General features: G+C 68.2%; 14 protein-coding genes. 8 read left to right on the plus strand and 6 right to left on the minus strand.

Going from position 1 to position 13,542, the window contains the following annotated elements:
* The first annotated feature begins 18 nt into the window (after window positions 1–18).
* Together DSM104443_RS00150 and DSM104443_RS00155 are read left to right on the plus strand one after the other, a co-directional pair.
* A complete protein-coding gene (locus DSM104443_RS00150; protein ID WP_171088700.1) occupies window positions 19–2,337 on the plus strand; it encodes a penicillin-binding protein 1A in 2,319 nt (772 codons plus the stop codon).
* A gap of 16 nt (window positions 2,338–2,353) precedes the next feature.
* Window positions 2,354–2,962, plus strand: a complete 609-nt coding sequence (locus DSM104443_RS00155; protein WP_171088701.1) for a hypothetical protein — start codon at window positions 2,354–2,356, stop codon at window positions 2,960–2,962.
* Here DSM104443_RS00155 and hemB read toward each other — a convergent pair.
* Complete coding sequence (hemB, locus tag DSM104443_RS00160; protein ID WP_212756849.1) at window positions 2,952–3,920, minus strand: porphobilinogen synthase; 969 nt, start codon at window positions 3,918–3,920, stop codon at window positions 2,952–2,954. The two genes, DSM104443_RS00155 and hemB, sit on opposite strands and share 11 nt — an antisense overlap.
* Before the next feature lie 171 nt (window positions 3,921–4,091).
* Window positions 4,092–4,859, minus strand: coding sequence for a ribosome biogenesis GTP-binding protein YihA/YsxC (gene yihA / locus DSM104443_RS00165; protein WP_171088703.1), 768 nt, complete (start codon window positions 4,857–4,859; stop codon window positions 4,092–4,094).
* A gap of 25 nt (window positions 4,860–4,884) precedes the next feature.
* On the opposite strand from yihA, the gene DSM104443_RS00170 reads away from it, so the two are divergent.
* Window positions 4,885–5,448 (plus strand): c-type cytochrome, encoded by a 564-nt coding sequence (locus DSM104443_RS00170; RefSeq protein WP_246232421.1) that lies wholly within the window; start codon window positions 4,885–4,887, stop codon window positions 5,446–5,448.
* Here the strand turns inward: DSM104443_RS00170 and DSM104443_RS00175 are convergent.
* Genes DSM104443_RS00175 through thiD form a run of 4 tightly spaced genes read right to left on the minus strand, consistent with a single transcriptional unit; the run spans window position 5,445 to window position 9,388 of the window.
* Window positions 5,445–6,614, minus strand: a complete 1,170-nt coding sequence (locus tag DSM104443_RS00175) for a GGDEF domain-containing protein (protein ID WP_171088705.1) — start codon at window positions 6,612–6,614, stop codon at window positions 5,445–5,447. The genes DSM104443_RS00170 and DSM104443_RS00175 overlap by 4 nt on opposite strands.
* Window positions 6,614–7,903: a glutamate-1-semialdehyde 2,1-aminomutase gene (gene hemL / locus DSM104443_RS00180; RefSeq protein ID WP_171088706.1), complete on the minus strand. Its 1,290-nt coding sequence runs from the start codon at window positions 7,901–7,903 to the stop codon at window positions 6,614–6,616. Before hemL ends, DSM104443_RS00175 begins: the two co-directional genes overlap by 1 nt.
* Entirely contained in the window at window positions 7,896–8,558 is a 663-nt protein-coding gene (gene thiE, locus DSM104443_RS00185) for a thiamine phosphate synthase (protein ID WP_171088707.1), read from the minus strand. The genes hemL and thiE overlap by 8 nt, the downstream gene beginning before the upstream one ends.
* The gene (gene thiD / locus DSM104443_RS00190) at window positions 8,555–9,388 is read right to left on the minus strand and encodes a bifunctional hydroxymethylpyrimidine kinase/phosphomethylpyrimidine kinase (protein WP_171088708.1); all 834 of its coding nucleotides are present in this window, start codon (window positions 9,386–9,388) and stop codon (window positions 8,555–8,557) included. Before thiD ends, thiE begins: the two co-directional genes overlap by 4 nt.
* A 135-nt stretch (window positions 9,389–9,523) precedes the next feature.
* Here thiD and DSM104443_RS00195 point away from each other — a divergent pair, with 135 nt between their 5' ends.
* The 5 genes from DSM104443_RS00195 (at window position 9,524) to DSM104443_RS00215 (ending at window position 13,517) form a co-directional block, all read left to right on the plus strand.
* Window positions 9,524–9,721 (plus strand): rubredoxin, encoded by a 198-nt coding sequence (locus tag DSM104443_RS00195; RefSeq protein ID WP_171088709.1) that lies wholly within the window; start codon window positions 9,524–9,526, stop codon window positions 9,719–9,721.
* Between the two features lie 200 nt (window positions 9,722–9,921).
* On the plus strand, window positions 9,922–10,287 hold the full coding sequence (locus DSM104443_RS00200) for a response regulator transcription factor (protein WP_171096107.1): 366 nt from the start codon (window positions 9,922–9,924) through the stop codon (window positions 10,285–10,287).
* 40 nt (window positions 10,288–10,327) lie between these two features.
* A complete protein-coding gene (locus DSM104443_RS00205; protein ID WP_171088710.1) occupies window positions 10,328–10,693 on the plus strand; it encodes a response regulator in 366 nt (121 codons plus the stop codon).
* Between the two features lie 4 nt (window positions 10,694–10,697).
* The gene (locus DSM104443_RS00210) at window positions 10,698–11,213 is read left to right on the plus strand and encodes a chemotaxis protein CheW (protein ID WP_171088711.1); all 516 of its coding nucleotides are present in this window, start codon (window positions 10,698–10,700) and stop codon (window positions 11,211–11,213) included.
* 33 nt (window positions 11,214–11,246) lie between these two features.
* The gene (locus DSM104443_RS00215) at window positions 11,247–13,517 is read left to right on the plus strand and encodes a methyl-accepting chemotaxis protein (protein WP_171088712.1); all 2,271 of its coding nucleotides are present in this window, start codon (window positions 11,247–11,249) and stop codon (window positions 13,515–13,517) included.
* The last annotated feature ends 25 nt before the right edge of the window (window positions 13,518–13,542 follow it).

A 13,542-nucleotide genomic window follows, 5' to 3' on the forward strand; every position in this document is an offset into this window, starting at 1 on the left:
CGGCTTTCCCCCGATTCCATGACCTCTCGCTGGTGGTTCTACCCCGCCCTGATCTTCGTCTCCCTGGCCCTTGTCGCGGCCGGCGTGGGGGCGCTCACGGTCGTCCTGCTGTGGCCAAACCTTCCGGGTTTGGACGTCCTTACAAACTATCGGCCGAAGATCCCGCTCAGGGTCTACAGCGCGGACGGCGACCTGATCGGTGAATTCGGCGAGGAGAAGCGCGCGCTGGTCCGGCTGGACGACGTGCCCCAGGTGATGAAGCAGGCGATCCTCGCCGCGGAGGACGACCGGTTCTACCAGCACGGCGGCGTGGACTACGTGGGCGTGGCCCGCGCGGCCGTCGCCAACCTGCAGGGCCGGCGGGAGGGCGCCAGCACGATCACCATGCAGGTGGCGCGCACCTTCTTCCTCACGCGGGAGAAGACCTTCGCCCGCAAGCTCTCCGAGGTGCTGCTCGCCTTCAAGATCGAGGCCAACCTCACCAAGGACCAGATCCTCGAGCTCTATCTGAACCAGATCTTCCTCGGCCAGCGGGCCTACGGGTTCGCCGCGGCCTCCCAGATCTACTTCGGCAAGGACCTGAAGGCCATCAGCCCGGCCGAAGCCGCCATGCTGGCCGGCCTGCCCCAGGCGCCGTCGCGGCAGAACCCCCTCGTCAACCCGAAGCGGGCCCAGCAGCGCCAGCAATACGTCCTGCGCCGCATGGCGGACCTCGGATGGCTGGCGCCCGACCAGTACAAGAAGGCGCTCGCCGAGCCGCTGCGCCTGAACACCGACCTTCGCGACACCTACGCTTTCCGGGCCGACTACGTGGCCGAGATGGCGCGCGCCGCCGTCTTCGAGCAGTACGGCGAGCCGGCCTATGTGAGCGGGATCAAGGTCTACACGACGGTCAAGCGCAAGGACCAGGAGGACGCCAACGCGGCCCTCCGCGCCGGGGTCCTCGAGTACGACCGGCGCCACGGCTATCGCGGCCCCGAGGGCCGGGCCGACCTGCCCGACCAGGCCGGTTCCGAGCTGGACGACGCCGTCGAGGAAGCGCTGCAGGACCGCGAGGCGGTGGCCGACCTGGTCCCCGCGGTGGTCCTCGCCGCATCGGCGAAGGAAGTGACCGCCGTGATGCGCCGCGGCGACGTGGTGAAGATCTCGGGCGACGGGCTCAAGTTCGCCGCGCGCTCGCTGGCCGGCGGCAACCCGGACCGGGCGCTGCGCCGCGGATCGATCATCCGCCTGCAGCCGGGCGACAAGGGCGCGTGGAACATCGCGCAGACGCCGAAGGTCGAGGCGGCGCTGGTCGCCGTCGATCCGCGCAACGGGTCGATCCGAGCGCTGGCCGGCGGATTCGACTTCAATGCGAGCAAGTTCAACCACGTGACGCAGGCGTGGCGCCAGCCGGGATCGAGCTTCAAGCCGTTCATCTATTCGGCCGCGCTCGAGAAGGGCTTCACCGCGGCCACCGTGCTGAACGACGCGCCCTTCGTGATCGAGGCGGCCAAGACCGGCGGCCAGCTCTGGGAGCCGAAGAACTACGACGGCAAGTACGAAGGGCCGATGCGGCTCCGCACGGGGCTCGCGAAGTCGAAGAACATGATCTCGATCCGCCTGCTGCAGGCGATCGGTCCCGGCTACGCGCAGGACTACATCCAGCGCTTCGGCTTCGATCCCAAGATGCACCCGGCCTATCTCACGATGGCGCTGGGCGCGGGCTCGGCCACGCCGCTGCAGATGGCCGCGGCCTATTCGACGTTCGCCAACGGCGGCTACCGCATCAAGCCGTGGTTCATCGCGAAGATCGTCGACGACCGCGGCGAGACGCTCTATGCCGCGAAGCCGGAAGTCGCCGGCGAGGATGCCGAGCGCGTCCTCGACCCGCGCAATGCCTTCATGATGAACAGCCTCATGCGCGACGTGGTGCGCTACGGCACCGCCACGCCCGCGATGAAGCTCGGCCGCAACGACCTCGCGGGCAAGACGGGCACGACCAACGAGCATGTCGACGCGTGGTTCGCCGGCTTCCAGCAGACCCTGGTCGCGGTGGCGTGGATCGGCTTCGACACGCCCGCGGGCCTGGGGCCGAACGAGACGGGCGGGGTCGCCGCGCTGCCGATCTGGATGGGCTACATGCAAGGCGCGCTGAAGGGCGTGCCGGAAGCGGAGCTGGACGTACCGTCGGGCGTGGTGGCCGTGGCCATCAACCCCGCGACCGGTTTCCGCGAGACGGGCGGCAAGACGGTGGAATACTTCTATGCGGAGACACAGCCCGGCACCGGCGAGGAGGGCGCCTTCGCGCGCGATTCGAGCCGGCCGCCCGAGGAAGTGAAGAACCAGATCTTCTAGAAGCGACAATAGCCGCATGAGCAAGGCCCGGTCCCGCAAGGACACGAACATCCGCAGCCACATCGCGTACCTCGCCGCCCGCCTGATGGCCGAGGACGGCGTGGCCGACTATGGAGCCGCCAAGCAGAAGGCCGCGCGCCAGGCGGGCCTGCTGGACGCGAAGCTCCTGCCGGACAACCAGGAAATCGAAGCGGCCCTGCGCGAATACCAGTCGCTCTACCAGGCCGACGATCAACCGGCGCAGCTGCGGCGCATGCGCGAGGTCGCCGTGCGCGTGATGCGCGAATTCAGCCACTTCAATCCCGCGCTCGTGGGCTCGGTGCTGAGCGGCACCGCGAACAAGTTCTCGGACGTGAACCTGCACCTCTACGCCGACGACGCGAAGGCGCTCACGCTCTTCCTGCTCAACCACCGCTACAAGTACGAAGAGGGCGCACGCCGCGTGCGGCGCGGCGACGGGTACGTGGACGTGCCGCAGTTCCTGCTCGAGGTGGAAGGCGTCCCGGTGACGCTCACGGTGCTCGACCGCGACCACGAGCGGCTCGCGGGGCGCTCGCGCAGCGAGCCGGACGCGCAGCGCGCCCGTTTGCCCGAGGTCGAAGCCTTGCTGGGTGTTAACCCTTGAGGCGCTTGGCCGCGTCGATCGCGAAGTAGGTGAGGATCGCGTCGGCCCCGGCACGGCGGAACGACAGCAGCGCTTCCATCATGCAGGCCTCGCCGTCGATCCACCCTTGTGCCGCGGCGGCCTGCAGCATCGCGTACTCGCCGCTCACCTGGTAGACGAAGGTCGGAACGCCGAAGCGGTCCTTCACTCGCCGCACGATGTCGAGGTAGGGCATCCCCGGCTTCACCATCACGTAGTCCGCGCCCTCTTCGAGGTCGAGCGCGATCTCGTGCAGCGCCTCGTCGGAGTTCGCGGGGTCCATCTGGTAGTTCTTCTTGTCGCCCTTGCCCAGGCTCGTCCCCGAGCCGACGGCGTCGCGGAACGGTCCGTAGAAAGCCGATGCGTATTTGGCCGAGTACGCGAGGATGCGTGTGTGGATGAAGCCCTTCTCGTCCATCGCGCGTCGCAATGCGGCGACACGCCCATCCATCATGTCCGAGGGCGCGACGATGTCGACGCCCGCTTCAGCGTGAGCCAGTGCTTGCTTCGACAGCGCGACCAGCGTCTCGTCGTTCACGACGTAGCCGGATGTGTCGATCAAGCCATCCTGTCCGTGCGTGGTGTACGGGTCGAGCGCGACATCGGTGATGACGCCCAGCTCGGGGAAGCGCTTCTTCAGCTCGCGGACGGCGCGCGGCACGAGGCCCTTCGCGTTCCAGGCCTCCTCGGCGCCGGCCGTCTTCAGGCCCGGCTCGATGACCGGGAACAACGCGAGCGCGGGAATGCCCAAAGTGAGGGCTTGCTCGGCGACGGGCAGAAGCTCATCGACGGTCCTGCGAAGCACGCCCGGCATCGAGGCCACGGGCTCGGTCTTCTTCGCGCCGTCGAGCACGAAGACCGGCAGGATGAGATTGTCCGGCGACAAGCCGTTCTCGCGCACCAAGCGGCGCGAGAAATCATCGCGGCGCGCTCGGCGCATGCGGCGGTCCGGAAACCTTCCGATTCCTGTGGTCATCGCGTCTGGATTGCAAAAAAGGCCGGGAACTTTAGCACGGTGCGTCCGCTCTTATCCTGTGAAGGCTAACGCCTTCCCCGCTTCTCCTCCCTGAGCGGGCGCCTTAATCCCAATTAAGGCTTTTTGACCCCGCCTTTACTCCCCTTTAGGCGGGGTTTTGTTTTTTGCGTCGCGAACCCACTCGGTGATCTTCGCGGTCGCCTCGCTGAGGCCCTCGCGCTTCAGGCTGGAGAAAAGCTGCACCGTCGAGTTTCCATGGAGTTTCGAAAGGCCCGAGCGTGTCTGCTGCAGCGTGCGTTGCGCGGCTTGCTTCGAAAGCTTGTCCGACTTGGTGAGCAGCACATGCACCGGACGGTTCGAGGGCGCGAGCCACGCGAGCAGCTCGTGGTCGAGCGGCGTGAGCGGATGGCGCGCGTCCATCATCAGCACGACGCCGGCGAGCGACTCGCGCTCCGCCACGTAGCGCCCCACCAGGACCTCCCAATGCTTGCGCACCTCGAGCGGCACGCCCGCGTAGCCATAGCCGGGCAGGTCGACGAGATAGGCCGCGCCGTCCAGCGTGAAGAAGTTGATGAGCTGCGTGCGTCCCGGCGTCTTGCTCGCGAAGGCCAGGCGCCGCCGGCCGGTGAGCGTGTTGATGGCGCTCGACTTGCCGGCGTTGGAGCGGCCCGCGAAGGCGACTTCGGGAGCCCCGGGCGCGGGGAGCAGCTCCGTGTCGTGCACGGAGATCGCGAACGCCGCCGAAGCGAGGTTGAGGGCCTTCGAGGAGCCGCTGCTGGCGACCCGGGGGGTGCCTACGGTAAAATCGTCCGGCTTACGCGTCCGCTTTTCCTTGACGCCCTTTTCCTTCACGTCTTTCAGGCGAGGTTTTCGAATGCGATCCTTCTCGGGCTTTGCGCTCATGGCGCTAGTTTACGCAGGCGCCACCGTGGCGGCCGATTCCGCCCCCGCGGCCGCGAAGCCGGACCTCGCGCGCGGCAAGCAGATCGCCTCGTCGGTCTGCGTGGCCTGCCACGGAGCGGATGGCGTGGGCACCGCACCCAACCCGAACCTCGCCGGCCAGGACGCCTACTACATCCAGCGCCAGCTGACGGCGTTCAAGTCCGGCGCCCGCCCGAGCCCGATCATGCAGGGCATGGCCGCCGGCCTTTCGCCGGAAGACATGCTCGCCGTGGGTGCGTACTACTCGTCGCAGAAGCCCGCCCAGACGGCGGCTCGCGACAAGGCGCTCGCCGATCGCGGCCAGAAGATCTGGCGCGCCGGCGTGAAGGCGACCGCGGTTCCGGCCTGCGCGGGCTGCCACGGTGCCGCCGGCCGCGGGATGTCCGCGCAATTCCCGGCGATCGCCGGCCAGAGCCCGGAGCTGCTCCTGGGCTGGCTCAAGGCCTTCGCCTCGGGCGAGCGTCCCAGCGAGATCATGAGAGTCGTCGCCTCGAAGATGAACGAGGCCGACATGAAAGCCGTCGCGGAGTACGCCTCCGGCCTTCGCTAGGCCGGCCCGCGGGCCACGCGCGAGCGGTTCTTCCCCTCGCGCTTCGCGACGTAGAGCGCGGCATCCGCCGCCCGGAGGAGCGTATCCGGATCGGCCCCGTGATCGGGGAAGATGCTCACGCCCACGCTCGCGCTCACTAACGCTTCCTTGCCGTTCACCTCATAGGGGCGCGACAGCTCGGCACGGATCTTCTCGGCCGCCTGGATCGCGCCGTCCCGCGTCGTTCGCGGAAGCACCGCGAGGAATTCATCGCCGCCCAGCCTTCCCAGCGTGTCGGAGGCGCGGACGCTCTCCTTCGCGCGGTACGCCACTTGCGCGAGCAGCTTGTCGCCTGCGGCGTGGCCCATGGAGTCGTTCACGGCCTTGAAGCCGTCCAGGTCGAACATCGCGAGCGCGAAGGGCTCGTTGGAGCGCGCCGACCGCGCGAGCTCCTGCTGCAGCCGGTCGGCCAGCAGGCTGCGGTTCGGCAATCCCGTCACGACGTCGTAGTGCGCGAGGCGCTCGATGCGGCGCTGCGCCTCGCGGCTGCGGGCCTGCGTGTGCTGGAAGATCGCGAAGAGGCCGCCCAGCAGCGTGACCGATCCGGCGAGGATCCACATCACGTAGCCGTTCAGGTGCTCGCCGATGCGGATCTGCTGGAGCGAGCGGTCGGTGATGAGGCGCGTCTGCGCCTCGAGCGCCCGTTCGAGGGCCGACCACGCGCGAGCTTCCATGGCCGAGCGCTCTGCATCGAGCACCGCGGCGGCGGGTGAGCCGCGTGTGCGTGCGAGCGACGCGAGCGAGCGGCTGTGCACGGTGAATGCCTTGGTGGCTTCCGAGAGCGGGCCGATGTTCGTGGCGAGCGTCGCGTCGAAGCGCGAACGCTCCTCGAGGTAGTCGAGATCCGCATCGGCCTCGACGGCGCGGCGCTCGACGGTCTGCGCCGCTTCCGGGCTGCCGGTGAGCGCGTAGATGCTCGCGGCGTGGCGCAACTCGTGCAGGCGCGTGCGCAGCGACTCCAGGCCGTCCTTCGCCTGCTGCGCACCGATCACCTCGCGGTTGAGGTCGGTCTCGAGCCGGACGTCGGCCACGACCAGCACGGCGAGCACGAGGATGGTGACCGCTGCGATCACGAGGATCAGCGCGGCAAGCCGGCTCGCCGACGGAAGCGACAGACCCACGCCCATCAGGAGGAACGGGGGGCCGCGAAGGCCTGGCGTGCGGCGGCGAACGTCGCCTCGAAATCGGCGGGACCGTGCGCGGAGGAAACGAAACCCGCCTCGTACGCGGAGGGAGCGAGATAGACGCCGCGATCGAGCATGGCGTGGAAGAAGCGGTTGAAGGCTTCGCGATCCGACTGCATCACCTCGGCGAACGAAGCGGGCGGCGATGCGCGGAAGAAGAGGCCGAACATCGCGCCTTCGCTGTCGCCGCTGAACGGGATGCCGGCGGCTTTCGCCTCGCGCACGAGGCCTTCGACCAGCGACTTGGTGGCGCGCCCGAGCTTGTCGAAGAACCCGGGCTCGAGCACGCGCTTCAGCGTCGCGAGGCCCGCGCTCACCGCGACGGGATTGCCGGAGAGCGTGCCCGCCTGGTAGACAGGCCCCAGGGGGGCGAGCTTCGCCATCACGTCACGTCGGCCTCCGAAGGCGCCGACGGGCATGCCGCCGCCGATCACCTTGCCCAGCGTCGTCAAGTCCGGCGTGATGCCGAAGAGGCCCTGCGCGGAGCCCGCGCCCACGCGGAAGCCGGTCATCACCTCGTCGAAGACGAGCAGGGCTCCGTGCTTCGTGCACTGCTCGCGCAGCGTGCGCAGGAACTCCATCGAGGGGCGCACGAAATTCATGTTGCCCGCGATCGGCTCGAGCACGATGCCGGCGATCTGGTCCGGATGGCGCGCGAAGACTTCCACGACGGCCGCGGGATCGTTGTATGGCAGCACGAGCGTCTGGGCGGCCAGCTCGGGCGGAACGCCGGCCGAGGTCGGATGCCCGAAGGTGAGCGCGCCCGAACCGGCCTTCACCAGCAGGAAATCGCTGTGGCCGTGATAGCAGCCCTCGAACTTCACCAGCAGCGAGCGCCCGGTGAAGCCGCGCGCGAGCCGGAGCGCGCTCATCACCGCTTCGGTGCCCGAGCTCACCAGGCGCACCTGCTCGAGCGAAGGCAGGGCCCGCGTGAGGAGCTCGGCCATCTCGAGCTCGAGCTCGGTGGGGGCGCCGAAGGAAAGTCCCTTCTGCGCCGCCGCGGTCACGGCCGCGACGACTTCCGGATGCGCGTGGCCGAGGATCAGCGGACCCCACGAGCCGACATAGTCGATGTACTCGTGGCCGTCGACGTCGGTGAGCCGCGCTCCGCGGCCCTCGCGGAAGAACACCGGCGTGCCGCCGACGCTCGCGAAGGCGCGCACGGGGGAATTCACGCCGCCCGGAATCAGGGCAAGGGATCGTTCGAAGAGATCGCGGCTGCGCTCACGCATGCGGGGTGCCGGTTTCGGGGAGGGGGAAGAGCACGGCGATCGAACGCGCGGCCGCGCGCACGTCCGGCGCATCGAAGACCGCGGAGATCACCGCGACCATGTCGGCGCCGCTGGAGATCGCGACCGCGGCGTTGGCCGCGGTGATGCCGCCGATGGCCGCGACCGGGATCGCGCTCGCGCGCCGCGCGTCGCCCAGGCGATCCAGCGCCGCGCGCACCGCCTGCGGCTTGGTCGTCGAGGGAAAGACGCTGCCGATGCCGATGTAGTCGGCGCCATCCTCGGCCGCGCGCCGTGCGCGGATCGGATCGTCGTAGCAGGAGACGCCGATCAACCGGCCCGGCATGGCCACGCGCGCCGCACGCACGTCGCCGTCGTCACGGCCCAGATGAACGCCGTCGGCCGCGATCTCGAGGGCCAGGTCGAGGGAATCGTTCACGATGAGCGGGGCGCCGAAGGCGCGGCAGAGATCGCGCAGCCGCCGGGCTTGCTCGAGGGCGAGGGCGGCATCCGCATGCTTGGCGCGGTACTGCACCACCGCCGCGCCGCCTTCCAGCGCCTGTTCCACTTCGCGCGCGAGGCGCTCGGTGTCCTCGCGCTCGGGCGTGATCGCATAGAGGCCCTTCAGGCGCCGGGCGAGCGCGGGATCCGCGCTCATTTGTCCTCGTTCTCCTTGGCGTCGTCGCGGGCCCAGAAGAGGCGGTCGGGGATGTGCTGCCCCATGCCCGGCCGGTACGCCTTGGAGAGCGCCTGCCAGGTGTAGTCCTGCGCTTCGTAGACGGCGTCGGCGATGTCGAGGCCGCGCGCGAGGTTGGCCGCGAGGGCCGAGGCCAGCGTGCAGCCCGAGCCGTGGTAGCTGCCGGGCAGGCGCTGCCAGGTGTCCGAACGCAGGACGCCGCCGCGGTGGTAGAGGGTGTTCACGACGTCCGCGGTCGAGTCGTGCGTACCGGTCACGAGGACGTATTCGCAGCCGCTGTCGAGCAGCGCCTGCGCGCAATCCGCGAGGCTCATGTCGCCTTCGTCGTCCTCGGCGAGGCGGCGCAGCTCCGGGATGTTCGGCGTGACCACGGTGCTCTGCGGCACCAGCAGCTCGCGGATCGCGATCAGCATCTCGTCGCTCGCGAACTCGTCGCCGCGGCCCGAAGCCAGCACCGGGTCCAGCACGAGCGGGATGTCGGGATAGTCCGAGACCACCTCCGCCACCATCGTCACGATCTCGGTGGAGCCGAGCACGCCCATCTTGAAGGCGGCCACCGGGATGTCCTCGAGGATGCAGCGCGCCTGGTCGGCGACCCAGTCGGGGTCGATCGCGAGGAAGGATTCGACGCCGGCCGTGTCCTGCACGGTGATCGCCGTGATCACCGAGAGCGGGTGGCAACCCATGCTCGCGAGCGTGAGGATGTCGGCCTGGAGGCCTGCGCCGCTGGTCGGATCGGAGGCGGCGAACGTGATGACGGCGGGGGGTGTCGCGAAGGCGGGATCGGGCATGGAAAACGCGGTTGCGTGGGGGGGTTACACTTGAAACCGCGCCTCGATTGCGCCCGTGAACCGGGGGTCGCTACCATCGTTTCGGGCTCGCGGCGCGTGTCCGCATTCTACATTCATCGACCCCCGGCAAGCCCCATGGCATCCCACGCTGAGCAGGCCTCCGAGCCCTTCAAGACCTGGAAGTGCAACGTCTGCGGCCTCGTGTACGACGAAGCCGAGGGTTGGCCCGAGGATGGTCTCGCGCCCGGCACCCGCTGGGAGGATGTTCCGGGCGGTTGGTGTTGTCCGGAATGCGGCGCCCGCAAAGAAGATTTCGAGATGGTCGAATTCTAGGTTCGGAAGTCGCTGTCCTAACCTCGGAAACGGCTTCAAGTGGCGGGACTTAACGGTTGTTTTGGTTGAATAAAAGGACTAATCTCCTCGGACGATAACAAGCGGCTTCAGTCCGGGCCTATCCGGGGAGGGATGGCCTTGCCGCTTCAATAAACGGGGAATGCGTGGCGGACTCCAAGAACCTCACGGGTGTACGCGTGATGGTGATCGATGACAGCAATACGATCCGGCGATCCGCGGAGATATTCCTCATGCAGGCGGGCTGCCAGGTGATCCTGGCGGAGAACGGCTTCGACGCGCTCGCGAAGATCGCCGATCACCAGCCGGACCTGATCTTCGTCGACATCATGATGCCGCGCCTGGACGGCTACCAGACGTGCGCGCTGATCAAGAAGAGCGGCAAGCACGGCTCGACGCCGGTGATCATGCTGTCCTCGAAGGACAGCCTGTTCGACCGCGCGCGGGGGCGGATGGTGGGCAGCGACGAGTACCTCACGAAGCCCTTCACGAAGGAAAGCCTGCTGAAGGCGGTGGAAGCGCACCTGGCGCACAGAAACGCGGCGTAGCGGGAGCTACGCCTGATACAACGAACGGAGTGACACGAAAATGGCGATCAAGAAAATCATGGTGGTGGACGACTCGCCCACCGAGCGCGCGTACATGCAGGGCATGCTGACCAAGCGGGGCTACGAGGTCGTCCTCGTCGACAGCGGCGAGACCGCGATCGAGCGCTCCAAGGCCGACCAGCCCGACCTCATCCTGATGGACGTGGTGATGCCCGGCCTGAACGGCTTCCAGGCGACGCGCGCGATCACCCGTGACGAATCGACCAAGCACATCCCCGTGATCATCTGCACGACGAAGGACCAGGAGACCGACAAGATCTGGGGCCTGCGCCAGGGCGCGAAGGATTACGTGACCAAGCCGCTGAACGAGAGCGAGCTGATCGAGAAGATCAAGGCGCTGGGCTGACACCATGGCGCGCCGCACCCGGAGCCTCCGTGAATTCCAGCTCTCGCTCGGCGAGCGGCTGCGAACGGCGACGACGCGCGCCGCGCTGTCGTCGCGGCTGGGCTTCCAGGTCGGCAGCGACAACTGGTTCGTGGCCCTGCACCAGGTGAGCGAAGTGATCCCGGTTCCCAACGCGGTGCCGGTGCCGCTCACGCAACCGTGGTTCCGCGGCGTCGCGAACGTCCGCGGCAACCTGTACAGCATCGTGGACTTCCAGGCGTTCCAGGGCCGCGAGGTCGTGACCGCCGGGATGGAGCGACGGGTGATCCTGATCTCCGAGCGCCTGCTGGGCGGCGCGGGCTTCGTGGTCTCGAGGATGCTGGGACTGCGCAACCCCGATCAATTCACGAAACTCGAGCGGCCCGCGGATGCGGCGCCGTGGGTGGGCGGCGTATACGAGGCCGCGGGCGGCACGAGGTGGATGGAGCTGGATCTGCCGGAGCTGGTTCGCCAGCCCGGATTCCTTGAAGTCGGCGCCTAAGAAGAAAACGGAAATACAGAGGGAGAGCGGGACATGGCGAAAGCACAAGCAGCCAAATCGAAGAGCAGCGCGAGCAGCAGCAGCGGCGGAGGCGGCATCGGCGCCTGGTTCAAGAGCCTGACGGCCTCCAAGCCGAAGGCCGCGCCCGCGCGTCCCGCAGCCTCTTCCTCGACGCTCACCAACATCCAGGCCCAGACCACGGGTGGCGCCAGCCCGCGCACCGGCACCAAGCCGCTGCAGGCGAAGAAGGCCGTGCGCCCCGGCGGGGAAGGCATCGCGCGCTTCCGCATGCCCATCATCGGCGCCCGGCCGGTCACGACGCAGATCCAGATCCTCGGCGCCATCGCCTTCGTGCTGCTGGTGGTCACCGGCGGCCTGGTGTTCATGGACACCAAGTCGCGCTCGGAGAACTCGACCTACGTCACGATCGCCTCGCAGATGCAGTACCACACGCAGCGCCTCGCCAAGGCCGCCGGCCAGGCGGCGCGCGGCCTGCAGCTCGCGTTCCCGCAGGTGCAGGACAGCCGCGACGAGTTCGCGAACTACCTCGCGATCCTGCAGAACGGCGGCTTCGCGTTCGGCAACGACGTTCCCTCGGCCGCGCACAACGACGAGCTGAAGAGCCGCCTCGAGGAGCTGGCACAGCGCTGGCCCGAGTCGGCCAACGCCGCCACGGCGATCCTCGCGGCGCAGCGCGACCTGGTCGCGCTCGCCGAGAACATCGCGCAGATCCGCGTCGGCTCGGAAGAGATGGCCACGCTGTCGCAGGAATTGACGGGCCTCATGACGCAGTCGGGCTCGCCGCCCGCGCAGGTGCTGCGCGCCAACCGCCTCACGTTCCTCGCCGAGCGCCTGGGCCGCGGCTCCGCGGAGATCCTGGGCTCGGAGATCATCGACCCGGTGGTGCCGTTCCTGATCGGCAAGGACACGAACGACCTGCGCGGTCTCATCCGCGCGCTCGAGGCCGGCAGCGAGCCGCTCGGCATCCTCGCGATCAAGGACCCCGAGACCAAGGCCAAGCTCACGCAGCTGAAGGACCAGTTCGCCCTCTTCGAGAAGAGCGTGGGCCCCATCCTTCGCGAGCTGCAGAAGCTCGTCTCCGCCCGCCAGGCCGGCGCGCAACTTGTCTCCGCATCGGAGTCGCTGCAGAACTCGGTGGCGAAGCTGCAGGACACGCTCACCAGCGAGAAGCCGGTGGCCTCGCTGGTCGCCGTGATCGCCTTCGCCGGGCTCTTCTTCATCGTGCTGGTGCTGATGGTGCTGGTGTTCCTTGCGGACACCCGCCGCCGCGCGGCCGAAGCCGAGACGGAAAACCGCCGCAACCAGGAAGCCATTTTGCGGCTGCTGAACGAGATGGGCGACCTGGCCGACGGTGACTTGACGATCAAGGCGCAGGTGACCGAGGACATCACGGGCGCCATCGCCGACTCGATGAACTACACCATCGACGAGCTGCGAAACCTGGTGACGGGCGTGAACAACGCGGCCATCCAGGTGACGCAGAAGACGGCGCAGGCGCAGTCGATCTCGAACGAGCTCCTCTCCGCCGCGGAACGCCAGTCGAAGGAAATCGAAGAGACGACGTCGCAGGTGTTGCAGGTGTCGAAGTCGATCTCGGAAGTGTCGACCACCGCCGAAGAGGGCGCTCGAGTCGCGCAACGCTCGCTGGCCGCCGCCGACAAGGGGCGCCTCGCGGTGCAGAACCAGATCTCGGGCATGAACGACATCCGCGAGCAGATCCAGGAGACGTCGAAGCGGATCAAGCGGCTCGGCGAAAGCTCGCAGGAGATCGGCGAGATCGTCGAACTGATTTCCGACATTACGGAACAGACGAACGTGCTGGCGCTGAACGCCGCCATCCAGGCGGCATCGGCCGGTGAAGCGGGACGCGGCTTCTCGGTGGTTGCGGAAGAGGTGCAGCGACTGGCCGAACGCTCCGGCGAAGCCACGAAGCAGATCGGCGCGATCGTGAAGACCATTCAGGCGGACACGCAGGACGCGGTGGCCGCCATGGAGAAGTCGACGCAGGGCGTGGTCGAAGGGGCGAAGCTGTCCGACGCCGCCGGCCAGGCGCTCACCGAGATCGACTCGGTGACGAAGAACCTCGCGCAGCTGATCCAGAACATCTCGACCGCCACGCAGGTGCAGGCGAACGCGACGAACCGGGTGGCGCAGAACATGCAGGACATCCTGGAGATCACGCGGCAGACCACGCGCGGCACGCAGCAGACGGCGGGCTCGATTCGAGACCTCGCCGCGGTGGCCCAGGAGCTCAAGAGCTCTGTCGCGGGCTTCAAGCTCTAAGAACCGGCTCCGAAAGACACACGCA

Source organism: Usitatibacter rugosus, assembly GCF_013003965.1.
Classification (GTDB): domain Bacteria; phylum Pseudomonadota; class Gammaproteobacteria; order Burkholderiales; family Usitatibacteraceae; genus Usitatibacter; species Usitatibacter rugosus.

Coding starts and splice junctions, on each gene's coding strand:
- hemB (WP_212756849.1), bottom strand. CDS start 3,920: ATGCGCCGAGCGCGCCGCGATGATTTCTCGCGCCGCTTGGTGCGCGAG.
- DSM104443_RS00215 (WP_171088712.1), top strand. CDS start 11,247: ATGGCGAAAGCACAAGCAGCCAAATCGAAGAGCAGCGCGAGCAGCAGC.
- DSM104443_RS00205 (WP_171088710.1), top strand. CDS start 10,328: ATGGCGATCAAGAAAATCATGGTGGTGGACGACTCGCCCACCGAGCGC.
- DSM104443_RS00195 (WP_171088709.1), top strand. CDS start 9,524: ATGGCATCCCACGCTGAGCAGGCCTCCGAGCCCTTCAAGACCTGGAAG.
- DSM104443_RS00210 (WP_171088711.1), top strand. CDS start 10,698: ATGGCGCGCCGCACCCGGAGCCTCCGTGAATTCCAGCTCTCGCTCGGC.
- DSM104443_RS00200 (WP_171096107.1), top strand. CDS start 9,922: ATGGTGATCGATGACAGCAATACGATCCGGCGATCCGCGGAGATATTC.
- DSM104443_RS00150 (WP_171088700.1), top strand. CDS start 19: ATGACCTCTCGCTGGTGGTTCTACCCCGCCCTGATCTTCGTCTCCCTG.
- hemL (WP_171088706.1), bottom strand. CDS start 7,903: ATGCGTGAGCGCAGCCGCGATCTCTTCGAACGATCCCTTGCCCTGATT.
- thiE (WP_171088707.1), bottom strand. CDS start 8,558: ATGAGCGCGGATCCCGCGCTCGCCCGGCGCCTGAAGGGCCTCTATGCG.
- DSM104443_RS00175 (WP_171088705.1), bottom strand. CDS start 6,614: ATGGGCGTGGGTCTGTCGCTTCCGTCGGCGAGCCGGCTTGCCGCGCTG.
- thiD (WP_171088708.1), bottom strand. CDS start 9,388: ATGCCCGATCCCGCCTTCGCGACACCCCCCGCCGTCATCACGTTCGCC.
- DSM104443_RS00155 (WP_171088701.1), top strand. CDS start 2,354: ATGAGCAAGGCCCGGTCCCGCAAGGACACGAACATCCGCAGCCACATC.
- yihA (WP_171088703.1), bottom strand. CDS start 4,859: ATGAGCGCAAAGCCCGAGAAGGATCGCATTCGAAAACCTCGCCTGAAA.